Source organism: Serratia sp. BNK-17, from assembly GCF_048684935.1.
GTDB classification, from domain to species: domain Bacteria; phylum Pseudomonadota; class Gammaproteobacteria; order Enterobacterales; family Enterobacteriaceae; genus Serratia; species Serratia nematodiphila.
On record NZ_JBLQTR010000001.1, the window covers coordinates 1,850,025 to 1,868,740 of the forward strand.

Genomic DNA, 18,716 nt, shown 5'->3' on the forward strand with positions numbered 1-18,716 from the left:
AGTGCAAGATTTGAGGGTTGGTTTTTGTGATATCGGGTCAATCTTTTTGTTTTTCATGAGGAAAAAAAAGTTTGGTAATGAAGGTGGTTTTTTTTATTTTGATTAAATTAAGAATTTATCTCTCGTCTTAATTTTGCATAAAAATGTAATATTTTTTAACATTAGGACATATCTTAATGTGTGGCGTGGTGTTTTTTATTAACTGCTGTTTTTTCATAAGGTTATGTGACTTGTTTTCTAGGGTGATGAAATAGTCGCCTGGCGGATTTTTATGAGATTCATCTTGGTTTTTTAAAATCAAATGAAAAAAAACTGTAGCCGCCAACAAATGAATTGACGGAACATTTATGTGTGGATATCTTCTGGCGATTAAAAACGGGAAAGAGTTACCATGGACCAAAGGGAATTGTTTCGGCAAGAGGCTGTAAATCATCAGCGCTCTAAATGGGCGGGTAAAGCACTGCTTATTTCAGGTTTGCCTGCGTGGGCAATTGCTTGTGTTTCTGCTGCTTTTATTATCGCTTTACTTATTTTTCTTATATTCGGCAACTACACCCGGCGTATCAATGTCTCCGGTGAAGTCACCACGTTGCCGCGCTCGGTGAATATTTTCGCCGCCCAGCAAGGATTTATTTCACAACGTTTTGTTAACGTCGGCGATCAGGTGAAAAAGGGGCAGCGTCTCTATCAAATCGATGTCAGCCGCGTGACGGATTCCGGCGTCGTCAGCGCCAATACCCGGCAGGCTATTGAAAGCCAAGTGGCGCAGATCGACAATATCATCCAGAAATTGCAGGCTAACAAGCGCGCGACGGTAGACAATCTTTCAGCGCAAAAGGCGCAGTATGAGATAGCACATAAGCAATCGCAGCAATTGGTGGAAAATTCTCGCCGCGGTGTGGAATCCATGCGTCGCACTATGGATAGCTATGGTGAATACCAGCGTCGCGGCTTGATCAACAAAGACCAGCTGAATAACCAAAGCTATCTGTATTATCAACAACAAAGCGCATTTCAAAATCTGTACAGTCAAAGTATTCAGGAATCGTTGCAAATCGCCAACCTGGGCAGCGATATCGTCACTCGCGCTGCCGATTTTGATAATCAAATCTCGCAATATGAACTCCAACGCGAAGATCTGCAGAGGCGCCTTTCCGAAGCGGACGCCAGCGGCGCGCTGATAATCAATGCGCCAACCGATGGGCGTGTGGAATCGCTCAGCGTGACGCCGGGGCAAATGGTGAATATCGGCGACAGCCTGGCGCAATTAATCCCAAGCAACAAGGCCGTGTATTATTTGGTGCTGTGGCTGCCAAACAGCAGCGTGCCTTATGTCAATGTCGGCGATAACATCAATATTCGTTATGACGCTTTCCCGTTTGAGAAATTTGGTCAGTTCCCGGGAAGAATCGAGACCATTTCTTATCTTCCGGCCTCCACGCAAGAAATGTCCACCTACAGCAGTTCGCCTATTCGCCAGTCCACCGAGATCACCGAGTCCTATTACAAAGTGTTGGTGGCGCTGGATAATACGCAATTTGGCTACCAGGGGAAAACGCTGCGTCTGTCGAGCGGCATGAAATCGCAAACCACCCTGTTCCTGGAGAAGCGCCCAATTTATCAGTGGATGTTCTCGCCGTTCTACGACCTGAAGAAAAGTTTAATGGGGCCGATCCATGAATAAAACGCCATTTGAAACCATTACCAGCAGGCTGAATCTGGCCCTGAGAAAAAAAGTGCCGCAGATCCTGCAAACGGAAGCGGCGGAATGCGGCTTGGCCAGCCTGGCGATGGTGTGCGGTTATTACGGCATGAACGTCGACCTGTTCAATCTGCGGCAGAAATACGGCATCTCTTCCCGCGGCGCGACGCTGAGCGCACTGATTGATATCGCGACTTCGCTCAATTTGAAAACGCGGGCGCTTTCTCTCAGCATCGATGAAATCAAAGAGTTGAAAACGCCGTGCATTCTGCATTGGGATATGAACCATTTCGTGGTGCTGGTCGGCGTGCGCGGTAACCGCATTACCATTCACGATCCCGCGTTTGGCCGCCGGGTGGTCGGGCTGCAAGAGCTCTCGCTGCATTTTACCGGCGTGGCGTTGGAAGCCTGGCCGGGCAGCGAATTCACGCCCGTTACGCAACAGAGCAAACTGCATATTCGCACGTTGCTGCGTAACGTCAGCGGTTTGAAGAGCGCGCTGATAAAAATCTTCTGCCTGTCCGTGGTGATTGAGGCGATCAACTTGCTGATGCCGGTCGGCACCCAGCTGGTTATGGACCATGTGATACAGGCGGGCGACCACGACCTGCTGGCGCTGATCTGCATCGGGCTGCTGTTCTTTATCCTGTTCCGCACCTGCGTCGGGATGCTGCGTTCGTGGACTTCGATCGTGATGGGTTCGCTGATTGATGTGCAATGGAAAGCGGGGTTGTTCGATCACCTGATGAAATTGCCGTTGGCGTATTTCGAAAAGCGCAAGCTGGGGGATATTCAGTCGCGTTTCGGCTCGCTGGACACCATTCGCAGCACCTTTACCAACAGTATCGTCAGCAGCATCATCGACGGCATCATGTCGGTCGGCGTATTTATCATGATGTTGATGTACGGCGGATGGCTGGTTTGGGTGGTACTGGGCTTTACCGCTATCTACGTCGTGCTGCGCCTGTCGACCTATCAGCGCTATCGTCAGGCGTCGGAAGAAAAGCTGGTCAAAGGCGCCAAGGCGGGTTCGCACTTCATGGAGACGCTGTACGGCGTCGGCACCCTGAAGGCGCTCGGCCTGGCGGGCACTCGCTCGCAATACTGGCTTAACCTGAATATCGACACCACGAACGCCGGCATTCGACTGACCAAGCTGGATATGATGTTTGGCGGCGTCAATACGCTGATCAGCACCTGCGATCAGGTGATCATCTTGTGGTTGGGCGCTTCGCTGGTGATCGATAACCAGATGACGCTGGGGATGTTTGTGGCGTTCAACGCCTACCGCGGGCAGTTTTCCGACCGCGCCTCCAATCTGATCGACATGGTGCTTCAGCTCCGCATGTTGAGCTTGCATAACGAGAGGGTGGCGGACATCGTGCTGTCGGAGCCGGAGAAACAGATGCCGGCGCGTCAGCTGTTCGCCCCCAACGAAGCGGCGTCGTTTGAAGTGCGGGATCTCTATTATCAATACGACAATCTGTCAAAACCGGTGATTGCCGGGATCAGTTTAAGCATTGAAGCGGGTGACAGCGTTGCGATTGTTGGGCCGTCCGGCATTGGTAAAACCACGCTGATGAAACTGATGAGCGGTTTGCTGGATCCGACCAGCGGCGCGCTATTCATCAATGGGTTGAATATTCATGATATTGGCATCAACAACTATCGCCAATGCATCGCCTGTGTGCTGCAAGACGATAAGCTGTTCTCCGGTTCGATCGCGGAGAATATCGCCGGTTTCGATCCTACGCCGAATCTGGAGCTGATTGTGGCTTGCACCAGCCATTGCAATATTCACGACGACATTATGCGGATGCCGATGGGTTATGAAACGCTGGTCGGCGAATTGGGCGGTAGCTTGTCCGGGGGGCAAAAACAGCGCCTGCTGATTGCCCGGGCGCTATATCGCCGGCCCAATATTCTGTTTATGGACGAAGCGACCAGTCATTTGGACCTGGCCAATGAAGCGCATATCAATAACGCTATCGCCGCGTTAAAAATTACGCGCATCATCATCGCGCATCGGCCTTCCACCATCGCTTCCGCCAATCGGGTCATCGAGTTGAGCCCTGTGGGCGCACATCAAGCTTAACCTCGCTGGAACATAAAAAAGCCAGGCGCTTTCGCACCTGGCTTTTTTTCCGGTATAGCGATGCTGAAGCCTCAGCGCATGGTGACGAACTCTTCCGCCGCAGTCGGGTGGATAGCCACGGTGTTGTCGAAGTCCTTCTTGGTGGCGCCCATCTTCACCGCCACCGCGAAGCCCTGCAGGATCTCGTCCATGCCGAAGCCGATGCCGTGCAGGCCGACGATTTTCTCTTCTTTACCCGCGCACACCAGCTTCATGCGGCACGGCTGGCGGTGCTGCGTCACGGCGCTGTACATGGCGGTGAAGGAGGATTTGTACACCTTCACGTTGTCCGCACCGAACTTCTCGATGGCTTCCGGCTCGGTCAGGCCGACGGTGCCGATCGGCGGGTGGCTGAACACCACGGTGGCGATGTTGCTGTAGTCCAGGTGTTCGTCCGGCTTGTTGTTGAACAGGCGCTCGGACAGACGGCGGCCGGCGGCCACGGCGACCGGGGTCAGCTCTACCGCGCCGGTGTTGTCACCCACCGCGTAGATGCCTTTGACGTTGGTGTTCTGGAACTTATCGACGTCGATGTAGCCTTTCTCATTGGTTTTCACCCCGGTAACGCCGAGGTTCAGGTTGTCGGTCGCCGGTTCGCGGCCGATGGCCCAGATCAGGCAGTCGACGGTGAATGCTTTGCCGTTTTCCAGCTGCAGCGTCAGGCTGCCGTCGGCGTTCTTGACGATCGCTTTCGGCACCGATTCGGTGTGCAGGCTCGGCCCTTCGGTGTTCATCACTTCCACCAGGGTTTCGACGATCATCGGATCGAAGCTGCGCAGCGGCGCGTGCTTGCGCACGAACAGGTGCGTTTCCGCGCCCAGCGCGTTCAGCACGCCGGCGATTTCCACGGCGATATAGCCGGCGCCCACCACGGCGACGCGTTTCGGCATGGCGTCCAGCTCAAAGAAGCCGTCGGAGTCGATGCCGTATTCGGCGCCCGGAATAGCCGGATGGCTCGGGCGGCCGCCGGTGGCGATCAGGATGTGATCGGCGGTGATGGTCTCGCCGTTCACTTCCACGGTGTGCGCATCCACGAAGCGCGCGAAGCCTTTGATCACGTCGACCTTGTTCTTGCCCAGCACGTTATCGTAGGAGTTGTGGATGCGATCGATATAGGCGGTGCGGTTGGCGACCAACTTTTTCCAGTCGAAGGCGTTGACGGTGGTGTCGAAGCCGTAGTCCGGGCCGTACTGATGGATAGCCTCGGCGATCTGCGCCGCGTGCCACATGACTTTTTTCGGTACACAACCCACGTTTACACAGGTGCCGCCCAGCTCTTTGGCTTCAATCAGCGCACACTTTTGGCCGTACATGGCTGCCCGGTTGATCGATGCGATACCGCCGCTGCCGCCGCCAATTGCTAGATAATCGTAATGTTTCGTCATCTGGGATTTCCATGAGTTGTGAATTTGAAGAGGGTAAGAGTTTAACGCCTGACCGGGGTTTGTCGCAAAGATTGCGTCGATGGCTGCGATAGGTGGACGCAGGGCGCGGCAAACCGCGCCCTGATGGGGTTTATTCCGGTACCACCCAGTTCACCAGATGGTGACCGATGCCCGATGGCACCAGCACCTTGTGCAGCCACGGCAGCACGTTCTTCATCTGCTGTTCCAGCTTCCACGGCGGGTTGATGACGATCATGCCGGAGGCGGTCATGCCGCGCTGATCGCTGTCGGGTTTCACCGCCAGCTCGATCTGCAGGATGCGGCGAATGCCGGTGGCTTCCAGATCGCGCAGCATGCGTTTGATCTGCTGGCGCATCACCACCGGGTACCACAGCGCATAGGTGCCGGTGGCGAAACGCTTGTAGCCTTCCTGAATGCCTTTGACCACGTCCTGGTAATCGGTCTTCATTTCATACGGCGGGTCCATCAGGATCAGGCCGCGGCGCGACAGTGGCGGCAGCTGGGATTTCAGCTGCTGATAGCCGTCGGCGCGCTGCACTTTGGCGCGCTCGTCTTTCTGGAATTCGCTGCGCAGCAGCGGGTAGTCGCTCGGGTGCAGCTCGGTCAGGTGGATTTTGTCCTGCGGGCGCAGCAGCTGGCGGGCGATCAGCGGCGAGCCGGGATAGTAGCGCAGCGTGCCGGAACGGTTGAAGTTGTGCACCACGCTCATGTAGGCCGCCAGCTCTTCCGGCAGATCGTCGCGTTGCCACAGCAAGCCGATGCCTTCCAGGTATTCGCCGGTGCGCTCGGCGTGTTCGCCGCTGAGCTGATAACGGCCCGCGCCCGAGTGGGTATCCAGATACAGGAACGGCTTCTCTTTTTCCTTCAGCGACTCGATGATCAGGCTCTGAACGGTGTGCTTGAGCACGTCGGCGTGGTTGCCGGCGTGGAAACTGTGGCGATAACTTAACATGACGGGTGGCGGTTCCTTGTGCTCCGCAGGCGGAGCATTCAATGCAATAAGGCTTATAATCTGCACAGTATAAACTGTCTGGCCGGGAAAAACCGGACTCCGTTGCCGCAGACGTTAACAGAAAGGGACAGGACGATGAGCAAACAGGCGATTTTGGCGAATTACCCCGACGCGGCGCGCTGGGCATTCGGCGACGGCCCCGCGTTAGCCGACGAACTGCTGGGATTGGTGCTGAGCGGGGATAAAACCGCCACCTGCAGTTCCTATGCGAGCTATCGTCGGGAACAAACCCCGAGGATCGGCGATTACAGCATCGTTCTCGATGGCCGCGGCGAACCGGCCTGCGTGATCAGAACCCTGGCGCTGCGCCTGGTGCGCTACGACCAGGTGACCGCCGAGATGGCGGCCAAAGAGGGCGAAGGCGACAAAAGCCTGGCGTTTTGGCGCCAGGGGCATCAAGAGTTCTTTACCCGCGAGGGTACCTTTGCGCCGGACATGTGGCTGGTGTTCGAAGAGTTCGAATGGGTTGAAACGCTGTGAATCACAAGGAGAAAGGATGAGCTGCATTTTTTGCGACATCGTGGCGGGCAAGGCGCCGTGCCATAAAATCTGGGAAGACGACGACCATTTGGCGTTCCTGTCCATCTTTCCCAATACCGACGGTTTCAGCGTGGTGATCCCCAAGGCGCACCACCCGAGCTACGCGTTTGATCTGCCGGACGAGGTGCTGAGCGCGCTGATGCTGGCGACCAAGCGGGTGGCGCGGCAGCTGGACCGCGCGTTCGACGACGTCGGCCGCTGCGGCATGGTGTTCGAGGGCTACGGCGTCGACCATGTGCACGCCAAACTGATCCCGCTGCACGGCACCGCGTCGCTGGAGCAGTGGCGGCCGATCGAATCGACCTCGCCGAAGTTTTTCACGCGTTACGAGGGCTATATCTCCTCCCACGACGCCGCGCGCGCCGACGACGAGCAGCTGGCGGCGCTGGCCGCCCGCATCCGCCAAAGCGCCATTTAAGGCACGAACGATCAACGCCGGGCATTGATTTTCCTGCTGTCTGGCTCCATGTTAGAGATTCATACGCATTTTAAGGCTCGCCCGTGCGGCGTGCCCAACGCTAATCAGGACTGCCCTATGACAAATCCGTTGCTGACCCCGTTTTCCCTGCCGCCTTTCTCGGCGATCCGCCCTGAAGATATCGTGCCAGCGGTGCAATCCGCGCTGGCGGACTGCCGCGCCGCGGTAGAGCGCGTGGTCGCGCAGCCGGGCCCGTTCACCTGGGACAATCTGTGTCAGCCGTTGGCGGAGTCGGACGATCGCCTGTCGCGCATCTGGTCGCCGATCGGGCACCTGAACTCGGTGAAAAACAGCCCGGAGCTGCGCGCCGCCTATGAGCAGGCGTTGCCGCTGCTGTCCGAGTACGGCACCTGGGTCGGCCAGCACGAAGGGCTGTACCAGGCCTACCGCAGCCTGAAAGAGGGCGCGGCGTTCGAGGCGCTGAGCGTGCCGCAGCGCAAGGCGGTGGATAATGCGCTGCGCGATTTCGAACTGTCGGGCATCGGCCTGTCGGCGGATAAACAGCAGCGCTACGGCGAGATCGTCGCGCGCCTGTCCGAACTGGGTTCCACCTACAGCAATAACGTGCTCGACGCCACCATGGGCTGGAGCAAACTGATTACCGACGAAGCGGAACTGAGCGGCCTGCCGGAAAGCGCTCTGGCACAGGCGCAGGCGATGGCGCAGGCCAAAGAGCAAGACGGCTGGTTGCTGACGCTGGACATGCCGAGCTACCTGCCGGTGCTGACCTACGCCGACAACCGCGCGCTGCGTGAAGAGATGTACCGCGCCTTCGCTACCCGCGCCTCCGATCAGGGGCCGAACGCCGGCAAATGGGACAACAGCGAAGTGATGGCGGAAACGCTGGCGCTGCGCCATGAGCTGGCTCAGCTGCTGGGCTTCGCCACCTACGCCGACAAGTCGCTGGCGACCAAGATGGCGGAAAGTCCGGAGCAGGTGATCGGCTTCCTGAGCGATCTGGCCAAGCGCGCCCGCCCGCAGGCCGAGCAGGAGCTGGCGCAGCTGCGCGCCTTCGCCAAACAGCACTATGGCGTGGACGAGCTCGAAGCCTGGGACATCACCTATTACGGCGAAAAACAGAAACAGCACCTGTTCTCCATCAGCGACGAGCAACTGCGCCCGTACTTCCCGGAACAGCGGGTGGTGGAAGGGCTGTTCGAAGTGGTGAAACGCATCTACGGCATCACCGCCAAAGAGCGTAAAGACGTCGAGACCTGGCATCCGGACGTGCGCTTCTTCGATCTGTTCGACGCTAACGGCGAGCTGCGCGGCAGTTTCTACCTCGATCTGTACGCCCGCGAAAACAAACGCGGCGGCGCCTGGATGGACGACTGCGTCGGCAGCCTGCGCAAGGCCGACGGCACGTTGCAAAAACCGGTCGCTTACCTGACCTGCAACTTCAACCGCCCGCTGGGCGACCAGCCGGCGCTGTTCACCCATAACGAAGTGACCACGCTGTTCCACGAGTTCGGCCACGGTCTGCACCACATGCTGACGCAGATCGATACCGCCGGCGTCTCCGGCATCAACGGGGTGCCGTGGGATGCGGTCGAGCTGCCGAGCCAGTTTATGGAAAACTGGTGCTGGGAGCCGGAAGCGCTGGCGTTTATCTCCGGCCACTACCAGAGCGGCGAGCCGCTGCCGAAGGAAATGCTCGACAAGCTGCTGGCGGCCAAGAATTACCAGGCGGCGCTGTTCATTCTGCGCCAGCTGGAGTTCGGTCTGTTCGATTTCCGCATGCACTTCGAATACAGTCCGGAGAAAGGGGCGCAGATCCTGCCGACGCTGGCGGAAGTGAAGAAAATGGTGGCGGTGGTGCCTTCGCCGAGCTGGGGCCGCTTCCCGCACGCCTTCAGCCACATCTTCGCCGGCGGCTACGCGGCGGGTTACTACAGCTACCTGTGGGCGGAAGTGCTGTCGGCCGACGCCTACTCGCGCTTCGAAGAAGAGGGGATTTTCAACGCCGAGACCGGCAAATCCTTCCTCGACAACATCCTGTCGCGCGGCGGTTCGGAAGAGCCGATGGCGCTGTTCAAACGCTTCCGTGGCCGCGAGCCGCAGCTGGATGCTATGCTGCGCCATTACGGCATTAAAGGATAACCCGACACGTGAGCGTGTGTTTATTGTGTGAAGCAGGCGCCGATCCCGGCGCCTTGTCTGTTTTGGCGCAGCGCTGGCGGCTGGCGTCCGACGACGACGCGCCGATGGCGCTGGTATTGACCCCAGAGCGGCTGGAGCTGCGCAAGCGCGACGAGCCGAAGCTTGGCGGGATCTACGTCGATTTCGTCTCCGGCGCCATGGCGCACCGGCGCCGCTTCGGCGGCGGCCGCGGCGAGGCGGTGGCCAAGGCGGTCGGCATCAAGGGCAGCTACCTGCCGGACGTGGTGGACGCCACCGCCGGGCTGGGGCGCGACGCCTTCGTGCTGGCGGCGTTGGGCTGCCGGGTGCGGATGCTGGAACGCAATCCGGTGGTGGCGGCATTGCTGGATGATGGCCTGCAGCGCGGCTATCAGGATGCGGAAATCGGCCCGTGGCTGCGCGAGCGCCTGACGCTGTTGCACGCCTCCAGCCTGACGGCGCTGGCGGATCTCAGCCCGCGCCCCGAGGTGGTGTATCTCGATCCGATGTTCCCGCACAAGCAGAAAAGCGCGCTGGTGAAGAAAGAGATGCGGGTGTTTCAATCGCTGGTGGGCAGCGACGATGACGCCGACGGCCTGCTGGAACCGGCGCGCCGTTTGGCCACCAAGCGCGTGGTGGTGAAACGCCCGGACTACGCGCCGCCGCTGGCCGACGTGCCGGCGCACGCCGCCACGCTGACCAAAAGCCACCGCTTCGATATCTACATGCCGCTGTAATGTCTGCCGGGCCCGCCGTATCGGGCCCTCAGTTTTCCTCTCGCAAACTTTTCCCCACGCCGCCGCCCGGATGCACCGCCAGCAAGGCGCTCTTGTCGTAACCGCTGCGCGCCATCAGGCAGGCGCAGGCGGCGTCGAAAATCGCCAACACCAACACAATTGAGGTGGTGGCCAGCATGTTCAGCGGATCTATCTCCTTCTGCACCCCGGTAGCGATCGTCAGCTGCGCCGCCTGCGCGATGGCGGAATGCGGGTTTTCCGTCACCGCGATCAGCGTCACCCCCTTGGCCTGCAGCGTCGGCAGCAGGCGGGTCAGCTCGTCGGAATTGCCGCCGCGCGAGATCAGGATCAGCAGATCGTCGGCGCGCAGGAAGCCCAGATCGCCGTGCGCCGCGCCGGTGGCGTCGAGATAGACCGCCGGCCGCTCCACGCAGGCCAGCATATGGGCTATCTTGCGCGCCGCAATCCCCGAGGTGCCGACGCCGGTGACGGCGATTTTACCGCGGCAGTCGGCCAGCAGCGCCAGCAGCCGCTGCCAGGTGTGCGCGTCGAGGCGTTCGCCCAGCTGCGCCAGCTCCTGGCTGTAGGTTTGCCAGCCCTGTACGGCCTGCCGCCACTCCTGCTGCATCACGCCTCCTCCTGCATCAACCGGCGGTATTTCATGTGGTCGTTGTACAGCTCGTGGAACACCCGGTATTTGCGGTCGTAGTAGCTTTTTATCTGGTTGGTCTGCGGCGTCACCGTCTTGCCGATGCGGCTCATGGCGCTCATCGCCTCCGGCAAGGTGTCGAACACGCCGGCCGCCACGGTGCCCATCATCGCGCCGCCCAGCAGCATCGCTTCGCTCTCCTCCGGCAGCAGCATGGCGCAACCGGTGGCGTTGGCGTGCTCCTGCACGAAGATCGGGTTCTTGGTGCCGCCGCCGCTGGCCATGATGGTGTCGATGCTGTAGCCGCTGTGGTTCATGGTTTCGATGATGTGGCGGGTGCCGAGCGCGATGGCCTGAATGGTGGCCAGGTAGTGCAGCGCCATGTCTTCCGGCGTGCGCGACAGCTTCAGCCCGGTCAGGATGCCGGTCAGCGTCGGGTTGGCGCGCGGCGAGCGGTTGCCGTGGAAGTACGGCAGCATGTGAATGTCCTGCGTCAGGAAGGCGATGTTCTCCGGCTCGCCGGCCATGCGGCGCAGAATGGCGTTCAGCACCTCATAGATGGTCTGCCCCTGGGCTTTCGCCTGCGTCAGCAGCTCCTGATAGCACGGATGCGACTGGATGACGTGGTCGATCAGCGCGCCGGTAGCGGACTGGCCGCCCTCGTTCAGCCAGTATTCCGGCAGGATCGCCGAGTAATACGGCCCCCAGACGCCGCCGATAAAGCGCGCGGTGCGCGACATCGCCATATGGCCGGTGGAGGTGCCGCCGATCAGCGCGACGCGGCGATTGAAGTCGGCCACCTCGCCGGAGACGCCGGTGGCGCCCAGCGTGCCGAGGGTGCCGGCGTGCGCGTCGATGATCGATACGCTCACCGCCGTGCCGGCGATCAGCCCCATCTCGCTGGCGGCACGCTGGGTCAGACCGTGACCCAGCGGCTCACCCATCATTTTAACGTCGCTGCCGATCTTGGCCGCGTCATGTTCCAGCACGTCTTCCAGCCCGATCTGCTGGAAGTAGCTCTTGTCCCAACGCTGCTCGTGGCCGAGATAGGTCCACTTGCACACCGTCGAGCACAGCGAGCGGGTGGCGTCCTGGGTGGCGCGCCAGGTGAGGAAGTCCGGCAGATCGAACAGGTAGCCGGCGTTGGCCCAGGTGGTGGGCATGTGCTGTTTCAGCCACAGCAGTTTCGGCGTCTGCATCTCCGGCGAAATGATGCCGCCGACGAAGTCCAGCACCCGGTGTTTGGTGGCGTTGATGCGCTCGGCCTGGGCGATCGCCCGGTGATCCATCCACACGATGATGTTCTGTTCGGTACGACCGGAGGGGCTGACGGTCAGCGGTTTGCCCTCTTTATCCAGCACCACCAGCGAACAGGTGGCGTCGAAGCCCAACCCCTTGACCTGGATCGGGTTGATGTCGGCCTGGTTGACCGCGTCGCGCACCGCATTGCACACCGCCTGCCAGATGTTATCCGACGACTGCTCGACGAAATCCGCTTTCGGCCGGTACAGATCGATGGCCCGGCTGGCCTGGCCGACCATGCGCCCATTGAGATCGAATACGCCTGCGCGCGCGCTTCCGGTGCCCACATCTACGCCAATAAAATAGCTCGCCATTATCTGTTTTCTCCTAAGCTTTTCGATTCTGTAACGCGATAAACAGGATCAGCACGCCGCCCCACAGGGCCATGGTCAGGTAGCTGCTGACCCCCAGCAAATTGAGGCCGCTTTCCAACATTTGCAGCACGATCAGCGCCAGCACCAGCCCCAGAATGCGGCCGAAACCGCCGTCCGGGTTGATGCCGCCCAGCACCGAGGCCAGAATGGTCACCAGCAGATAAGATTCGCCGTAGCCGGCCTTGGCCGAGTTGAACTTGGCCATCATCAGCAGCGCGGCGCCCCAGCCGAGCAGCGCCGACAGGATGTACACCGCGATCTGCACCCGCGCGGTGTTCACGCCGCTAAAGCGGGTGGCCTGCTCGTTGGAGCCGATCAGGTACAGGCTGCGCCCCAGCGTGGTGTGCTCCAGCAGCAGCCACAGACCGACCGCCACCAGCAGGAACAGGATCAGCGCCACCGGTACGCCGAGCACGGCGCCGTTGCCGAGAAATTGAATCGCCGCCGGGAAGCCGGAGATCACCGCGCCGTTGGACAGCAGGATGTTCAGGCCGGTGATCAGCGTCATGGTGCCGAGCGAGGCGAGGATCGGCGAAACGCCGATCCAGGCTACCAGCGCGCCGTTGAGCGCGCCGATCGCCACCGCCACCAACAGGCCGGCCAACAGCGCCAGCGCCAGGAACAGCGGCTGGTCGGGATGGCTGACGATGATCGCCGCCATCACCAGCGAACAGGCGTTGGCGCCGGCGATGATCGACAGGTTGATGCCGCCGGTCAGCATGGTGATGCCCATGCCGAGCGCCAGCAGGCCGAGGATCGGCAGCTGCGAGGCGATCGACTGGAAGTTGCCGAGGCTGAAGAAGCGCGATCCGAGCAGCCCGGCGAACAGCAGCGCCACCGCGATGATGATCGCGCCCTGCAGGCGAATGATCCGATCGTTTGGGATCAACCGAGTTAACTGCGTCATGTCAGATCTCCTTGAGCAGCTTGCGTTTTTCGTTCCAGGCGGTGGTGCTGATGCTGATCAAAATGATCGCGCCGCTGAATACCTGGTGCCAATAGGCCGAGACGCTGAGCAGCGTCAGCCCGTTTTGCAGGAAGGCCAGCAGCACCACGCCGAGCAGGGTGCCGGTCAACGATCCGCGGCCGCCGCTCATGCTGGTGCCGCCCAGCACCACCGCCGCCAATACCGTCAGCTCGAAGCCGAGCAGCGAGTTGGGCGCCACCGACTGGGTGATTTGCGCCTGCACCACCGCCGCGACGCCGGCCAGAATGCCCATATAGCCGTAGACGCAAAAATGCAGCCGCAGCAGATTCAACCCCAGGCGCGACGCCGCGTCGCGATTGCCGCCCATGGCGTAGATCTGGCGCCCCAGCCGGGTGCGGTTCATCAGCACGCCGGTGACGACGATGGTCGCCAGCAGGCACAGCAGCGGCAGCGTCAGGCCGTAGTCGTAGCCGTCGGCGCCCTGGAACGAGAACCAGTTGATGCCGTTCATGAACCAGTCAGGGAAGCCGTACAACCAGGTGCCGTTGGTGGCGTATACCAGCAGGCCGTAGAACAGGTTAAGGGTGGCGATGGTGATGATGATCGCCGGCACCTTGAGCCAATACACCAGGAAACCGTTCACCAACCCGAGCAGCAGGCCGACGCCAATCGCCAGGGCGAACGCCAGCGGGAAGCTGCCGCCGTGCTGGATCACCCAGCTGGCCATCACGTATTGGGCGATGGCGGTGATCGCCGGGAACGAAATGTCGATGCCGCCGGCGATCAGCACCACGAACAGCCCGCAGGCCAGGATGCCGAGAATGGCGTAGCTGGTGGCGACGTCGGTCAGGTTGCCGAGCGTCAGAAACTCGTCGGTGCCGGCGCTCAGGCCGATCGCCAGCAGCAGCACCAGCAGGCCGAGATAAAACTCGTGCCGCCCGGCCAGGCGGGCCAATAATGACTTATCCATTCACCACCTCGGCGATCTGTTGTTCGGTACTCTGGTGCGGCGCGAATTCGGCGATCAGCTCGCCCTTGCGCATCACCATCACCCGATGGCTGTTGTAATAGGCTTCCGGGATCTCGTCGCAGATCATCAGCACCGCCATGCCCAGCTGCGCCAGATCGCGGGCGATCTGGTAGATCCCCTCTTTGTTGGCGATGTCCACGCCGACGGTGGGCGAGTCGAGGATCAGGATCTTCGGCTGGGTCGCCACCCATTTAGCGATGGCGATACGCTGGGCGTTGCCGCCGGACAGGGTCTTCACCGGCAATGCGCTGTCGGACACCTTGATGTTCAAATCGCGGATCAGCCGGTTGACCAGCTCGGTCGCCTTGGCGTGATCCAGCAGCCCGAGCGAGGTATGCAGCCGATCGAAGACGGTGACGATGGTGTTGTCGTAGATCGATTGCTCCATGATCAATCCCTGCGTCAGACGATCCTCCGACACATAGCCGATGCCGTGGCGCACCGCTTCGCGGTTGTTGTGCAGCTGCACCGCTTGGCCCTCGATGCGGATCTCGCCGCTGTCCGGCCGCGTCATGCCGAACAGGCTGAGGCACAGTTCGGTGCGGCCGGCGCCGAGCAGGCCGACGATCGAGACGATCTCGCCGCCGCGCAGCGCCAGATTGACATTGCGGTATTTCTCGCCGCGGCTGAGGTTGCGCACCTCGAGCAGCGGCGCCTGTTCGGCCGGCGGCAGCGGCGGCAGCGGGCTGTAGTGGAAGCGTTGGCCGGTCATCAGGAACGCCAGTTCATGGCTGTCCAGTTCGCTGGCCGGCCAGGTGCCCACCAGCTTGCCGTCGCGCATCACGCTGATGCGATCGGCGACTTCCATCACTTCGTCCAATCGGTGGCTGACGAACACCACGCAGATGCCGGCCGCCTTCAGCTCGTTGACCACCCGCAGCAGGCCGTCGACCTCCTGGCGGGTCAGCGAGGCGGTCGGTTCGTCCATGATAACCAACCGCGCCTCGGCGGCGATGGCGCGGCAAATCGCCACCAGCTGCCGATCGGCGATCGACAGTTTTTCCACCTTTTTATCGGGATCGATGCGCACGCCGACCCGCGCCATGGCGTCCAGCGCCGTCTGGCGCATCACCCGCTTGCGCACCCAGAAGCGGCCGCCGGGCAGGTAACGGTGGATGGCGATGTTTTCCGCCACCGTCAGGTTAGGGAACAGCGACAGGTCCTGGTAGATCACCTGTATGCCGTAATAACCGGACAGCTGCGGCGTCAGGGCGTGGAAGAGTTTGCCTTCCAGCGAAATGTTGGCGCCTTTTTCCGGCTGATAGACGCCGGAGATGATTTTAATAATGGTGCTTTTGCCGCAGCCGTTTTGCCCGGCCAGGCAGTGCACTTCGCCTTTATTCAGCGTCAGGTTGATCTGGTCTAATGCCAGCACGCCTGGGAATCGCTTGCTGATATTCTCCAGGGTGATAAATGCGGGGGAGGGTGTCATAACGTTAACCTGTGCTTGCGTAGCGGCCGAAGCCCTGGGCGCAGCAAAGCTGCGCCCCTACGAGGGTTTAACTACTTTCCCGGTGTAGCGAAATTACGCGAAAAATCAGAATCCAAGCGATTTGGCGTTGTCTTTGGTGACTTCCAGAATCTTATTAAACCGAATCACTTTGTGCTCCATATCGACGTCGGCCTTACCCAACCCCTCGATCGACAGGTCTTTGTTCACGTCCTTGCCCTGCAGCAGCTGATCGGCCACCGTCACCAGCGCATAACCGGCGTCTTTCGGATCCCACAGCAGCGCTTTCTTGATGTCGCCGCGCATCAGGTAAGGGGCGGCCTGCGCCGGCATGGCGATGCCCACCACCGCGATTTTGTCCTTGGCGCGCTTCTTGGCCACCGCCTGGCCGGCGCCGATCGGGCCGAGCGAACCAAAGCCGATGATGCCCTTCATCTGCGGATAGGTTTTCATCAGATCCAGCGTGGTGGCGTAGGATTTGTCGATGCTTTCCGCCACCGGCAAGCGCGAGGTGACTTCAAACATGTCCGGGTATTTTTCTTTCTGGTACTTGATGGCGGAATCGGCCCAGGCGTTGTGCAGCGGCACGGTCAGCGAGCCGACGTAGATCGCGTAGCCGCCTTTGCCGCCCATGTCTTTCGCCAGTTCATCGACGTTGGCCTGCGCGTATTTCTCGCTGTCGATGGTCTCGATGTCCCACTGGCCGATCTGTTGGTCCGGGGATTCATGGGTCAGCACCACGATGCCTTTGTCGCGCGCTTTTTTCAGCACCGGCTCCAGCACCTTGGCGTCGTTCGGCACCACGATGATGGCGTTGACGTTCTTGGCGATCAGATCCTCAATCACCTTGACCTGTGCGGCCGGATCCGGCGTAGAAGGGCCGGTCTGGTAGGCGTTGACGTCGAGTTTTTTCGCCGCTTCGTTGACGCCCACTTCCATGCGGTTGAACCACGGAATGCCGGTCACTTTGGCGACCACGGCAATCTCATATTTATCAGCGGCGAACACAGGTGTTGTCGATAACATGCACGCAGAAACCACACATGCATTTAATAATGCGAGGTTAAATTTCATTAGCTGTACCTTTTTTTATCTGTAGGGGTGGCGGTTTTTCCACCGCTGCAGATTACAAAGGAATGGAAGAGGGGGCGTAGCCGAAGTTAACGAAATGTGATCTGCGCACATTTAAGTAAAATATTGGCGTATTTAGTGTTAAATAAATGTTTAATTATTTGGCGGTGGTAAATTTACTACCAACTAAACGGCTTTAAATAACTTTTTATTAACTTTTAATTAACGTATGAGCATCATTTTGATGGCTTGGACGCGGAAAAAAATGCCGGCGCAGAGGCCGGCATTGAAGCATTTAACCGATGTGTGAACAAGATCACCTTTGCGCCCGATTACAGCACGCCCTGAGCCAGCATCGCCTCTGCAACCTTGACGAAACCGGCGATATTCGCGCCGTGCACATAGTGGGTTTGCTTGCCCTCGCCGCCGTATTCCACGCAGGCATGGTGAATATCCGCCATGATATGTTGTAAACGTACATCCACTTTTTCCGCCCGCCAGCCGATGCGCGCGGCGTTTTGCGCCATCTCCAGCCCCGAGGTGGCCACGCCGCCGGCGTTGGCTGCCTTGCCGGGCGCGAACAGCACCCCGGCGTCAAGGAAGGCGTCGGTGGCCTGGATGGTGGTCGGCATGTTGGCGCCTTCCGCCACCGCTTTCACCCCGTTGCGGATCAGCGTCTGCGCCGCCTCGAGATCCAGCTCGTTCTGGGTGGCGCACGGCAGGGCGATATCCACCGGCACGTTCCACGGCTGCTGGCCCGCCAGATAGGTCAGACCGCGCTCACGGGCATAGTCCGCCACCCGGCCGTAACGCTGGTTCTTGATCTCCGCCAGGTGCGCCAGCTTCTCGGTGGTGAAACCGTCTTCGTCCACCAGGGTGCCGCCGGAATCCGATACGGTGATCACGCGCGCGTCCAGCTCCAGCGCTTTCTCGATGGTGTACTGCGCCACGTTGCCGGAACCGGATACCGCCACCCGCATGCCCTCAAAGCCCAGGCCGTGGCGCTGCAGCATGGCGTCGGTAAAGTACACCAGGCCGTAGCCGGTCGCCTCGGGGCGGATCAGACTGCCGCCGAAGGAGAGGCCCTTGCCGGTAAACACGCAGGCGGTGTTGTTGGACAGTTTTTTCATCATGCCGGCCATAAAGCCGACTTCACGGCCGCCGACGCCGATGTCGCCGGCCGGCACGTCGGTGTCCGGGCCCAAGTGGCGATACAGCTCGGTCATCAGCGCCTGGCAGAAGCGCATGATCTCGCCCTGGCTTTTGCCCTTCGGATCGAAATCGGAGCCGCCTTTGCCGCCGCCCATCGGCAGGGTGGTCAGCGCATTCTTGAAGGTCTGCTCAAAGCCGAGGAACTTCAGGATCGACAGGTTTACCGACGGGTGGAAGCGCATGCCGCCCTTGTAGGGGCCGATGGCCGAGTTGAACTGCACGCGGAAGGCGCGGTTGACCTGCACCTGGCCGCGATCGTCCACCCAGCTGACGCGGAACTGAATGACGCGCTCGGGCTCCACCAGGCGCTCCAGCAGCGCCTGTTCGCGATAGCGCGGGTTGCGCTCGATAAACGGCCACAGCGAGGTGAACACTTCGCGCACCGCCTGCAGATATTCCGGCTGGTGGGGGTTATGGCGTTGTAACGAGGACAGGAAAGACTCTACCGATACGGCATATTCCATGGATAACTCCTTTTCGCATTAAATTTCCCCCGCTATTTCTTATAGATTTGGGTATAGGCGATGCTCGGGGGAGGATGTTGTGTCTTTAGCGACTATATCATCGGAGGGC

15 protein-coding genes are annotated in these 18,716 nt (G+C 60.1%); 6 read left to right on the forward strand and 9 right to left on the reverse strand.

Annotation, left to right across the window (positions count from 1 at the left end; genetic code table 11):
- Positions 1–391: 391 nt before the first annotated feature.
- Entirely contained in the window at positions 392–1,684 is a 1,293-nt protein-coding gene (locus ACMGF7_RS08825; protein ID WP_049240445.1) for an HlyD family secretion protein, read from the forward strand.
- Positions 1,677–3,797, forward strand: a complete 2,121-nt coding sequence (locus tag ACMGF7_RS08830) for a peptidase domain-containing ABC transporter (protein WP_049240450.1) — start codon at positions 1,677–1,679, stop codon at positions 3,795–3,797. Before ACMGF7_RS08825 ends, ACMGF7_RS08830 begins: the two co-directional genes overlap by 8 nt.
- Positions 3,798–3,868: 71 nt before the next feature.
- Here the strand turns inward: ACMGF7_RS08830 and gorA are convergent, their stop codons facing one another.
- Both gorA and ACMGF7_RS08840 read right to left on the reverse strand, forming a co-directional pair.
- Positions 3,869–5,221, reverse strand: coding sequence for a glutathione-disulfide reductase (gorA, locus tag ACMGF7_RS08835; protein WP_021505213.1), 1,353 nt, complete (start codon positions 5,219–5,221; stop codon positions 3,869–3,871).
- 130 nt (positions 5,222–5,351) lie between these two features.
- Entirely contained in the window at positions 5,352–6,194 is an 843-nt protein-coding gene (locus ACMGF7_RS08840) for a 23S rRNA (adenine(2030)-N(6))-methyltransferase RlmJ (protein ID WP_004931012.1), read from the reverse strand.
- A 135-nt stretch (positions 6,195–6,329) separates the two neighbouring features.
- On the opposite strand from ACMGF7_RS08840, the gene ACMGF7_RS08845 reads away from it, so the two are divergent.
- The 4 genes from ACMGF7_RS08845 to rsmJ all read left to right on the forward strand — a co-directional run bounded on the left by ACMGF7_RS08845 (position 6,330) and on the right by rsmJ (position 10,127).
- Positions 6,330–6,734, forward strand: a complete 405-nt coding sequence (locus ACMGF7_RS08845) for an ASCH domain-containing protein (protein WP_004931010.1) — start codon at positions 6,330–6,332, stop codon at positions 6,732–6,734.
- Between the two features lie 16 nt (positions 6,735–6,750).
- On the forward strand, positions 6,751–7,212 hold the full coding sequence (locus ACMGF7_RS08850) for an HIT family protein (RefSeq protein ID WP_049240461.1): 462 nt from the start codon (positions 6,751–6,753) through the stop codon (positions 7,210–7,212).
- A gap of 117 nt (positions 7,213–7,329) precedes the next feature.
- A complete protein-coding gene (prlC, locus tag ACMGF7_RS08855; RefSeq protein ID WP_049240463.1) occupies positions 7,330–9,372 on the forward strand; it encodes an oligopeptidase A in 2,043 nt (680 codons plus the stop codon).
- An 8-nt stretch (positions 9,373–9,380) separates the two neighbouring features.
- Positions 9,381–10,127 (forward strand): 16S rRNA (guanine(1516)-N(2))-methyltransferase RsmJ, encoded by a 747-nt coding sequence (gene rsmJ, locus ACMGF7_RS08860; protein ID WP_049240464.1) that lies wholly within the window; start codon positions 9,381–9,383, stop codon positions 10,125–10,127.
- 28 nt (positions 10,128–10,155) lie between these two features.
- Here rsmJ and ACMGF7_RS08865 read toward each other — a convergent pair whose 3' ends face one another.
- The 7 genes from ACMGF7_RS08865 to gdhA form a co-directional block, all read right to left on the reverse strand.
- On the reverse strand, positions 10,156–10,755 hold the full coding sequence (locus ACMGF7_RS08865) for a KpsF/GutQ family sugar-phosphate isomerase (RefSeq protein ID WP_004931004.1): 600 nt from the start codon (positions 10,753–10,755) through the stop codon (positions 10,156–10,158).
- Complete coding sequence (locus ACMGF7_RS08870; protein ID WP_197799281.1) at positions 10,755–12,392, reverse strand: FGGY-family carbohydrate kinase; 1,638 nt, start codon at positions 12,390–12,392, stop codon at positions 10,755–10,757. The genes ACMGF7_RS08865 and ACMGF7_RS08870 overlap by 1 nt, the downstream gene beginning before the upstream one ends.
- 13 nt (positions 12,393–12,405) lie before the next feature.
- A complete protein-coding gene (locus ACMGF7_RS08875; RefSeq protein WP_016930441.1) occupies positions 12,406–13,359 on the reverse strand; it encodes an ABC transporter permease in 954 nt (317 codons plus the stop codon).
- A gap of 1 nt (position 13,360) precedes the next feature.
- On the reverse strand, positions 13,361–14,350 hold the full coding sequence (locus ACMGF7_RS08880) for an ABC transporter permease (RefSeq protein WP_004930997.1): 990 nt from the start codon (positions 14,348–14,350) through the stop codon (positions 13,361–13,363).
- Positions 14,343–15,842, reverse strand: a complete 1,500-nt coding sequence (locus ACMGF7_RS08885; RefSeq protein WP_197800624.1) for a sugar ABC transporter ATP-binding protein — start codon at positions 15,840–15,842, stop codon at positions 14,343–14,345. The genes ACMGF7_RS08880 and ACMGF7_RS08885 overlap by 8 nt, the downstream gene beginning before the upstream one ends.
- A 105-nt stretch (positions 15,843–15,947) precedes the next feature.
- A complete protein-coding gene (locus tag ACMGF7_RS08890; RefSeq protein WP_028128102.1) occupies positions 15,948–16,934 on the reverse strand; it encodes an autoinducer 2 ABC transporter substrate-binding protein in 987 nt (328 codons plus the stop codon).
- 329 nt (positions 16,935–17,263) lie between these two features.
- Positions 17,264–18,607 carry an NADP-specific glutamate dehydrogenase gene (gene gdhA, locus ACMGF7_RS08895; protein ID WP_015379364.1) on the reverse strand — a complete coding sequence of 448 codons (1,344 nt, stop codon included), beginning with the start codon at positions 18,605–18,607 and terminating at the stop codon, positions 17,264–17,266.
- Positions 18,608–18,716 lie beyond the last annotated feature (109 nt).

Bases quoted from the DNA above. Each gene is read 5' to 3' on its own strand.
- ACMGF7_RS08825 (WP_049240445.1), top strand. From the start codon at position 392: ATGGACCAAAGGGAATTGTTTCGGCAAGAGGCTGTAAATCATCAGCGC.
- ACMGF7_RS08830 (WP_049240450.1), top strand. From the start codon at position 1,677: ATGAATAAAACGCCATTTGAAACCATTACCAGCAGGCTGAATCTGGCC.
- gorA (WP_021505213.1), bottom strand. From the start codon at position 5,221: ATGACGAAACATTACGATTATCTAGCAATTGGCGGCGGCAGCGGCGGT.
- ACMGF7_RS08840 (WP_004931012.1), bottom strand. From the start codon at position 6,194: ATGTTAAGTTATCGCCACAGTTTCCACGCCGGCAACCACGCCGACGTG.
- ACMGF7_RS08845 (WP_004931010.1), top strand. From the start codon at position 6,330: ATGAGCAAACAGGCGATTTTGGCGAATTACCCCGACGCGGCGCGCTGG.
- ACMGF7_RS08850 (WP_049240461.1), top strand. From the start codon at position 6,751: ATGAGCTGCATTTTTTGCGACATCGTGGCGGGCAAGGCGCCGTGCCAT.
- prlC (WP_049240463.1), top strand. From the start codon at position 7,330: ATGACAAATCCGTTGCTGACCCCGTTTTCCCTGCCGCCTTTCTCGGCG.
- ACMGF7_RS08865 (WP_004931004.1), bottom strand. From the start codon at position 10,755: ATGCAGCAGGAGTGGCGGCAGGCCGTACAGGGCTGGCAAACCTACAGC.
- ACMGF7_RS08870 (WP_197799281.1), bottom strand. From the start codon at position 12,392: ATGGCGAGCTATTTTATTGGCGTAGATGTGGGCACCGGAAGCGCGCGC.
- ACMGF7_RS08875 (WP_016930441.1), bottom strand. From the start codon at position 13,359: ATGACGCAGTTAACTCGGTTGATCCCAAACGATCGGATCATTCGCCTG.
- ACMGF7_RS08880 (WP_004930997.1), bottom strand. From the start codon at position 14,350: ATGGATAAGTCATTATTGGCCCGCCTGGCCGGGCGGCACGAGTTTTAT.
- ACMGF7_RS08885 (WP_197800624.1), bottom strand. From the start codon at position 15,842: ATGACACCCTCCCCCGCATTTATCACCCTGGAGAATATCAGCAAGCGA.
- ACMGF7_RS08890 (WP_028128102.1), bottom strand. From the start codon at position 16,934: ATGAAATTTAACCTCGCATTATTAAATGCATGTGTGGTTTCTGCGTGC.
- gdhA (WP_015379364.1), bottom strand. From the start codon at position 18,607: ATGGAATATGCCGTATCGGTAGAGTCTTTCCTGTCCTCGTTACAACGC.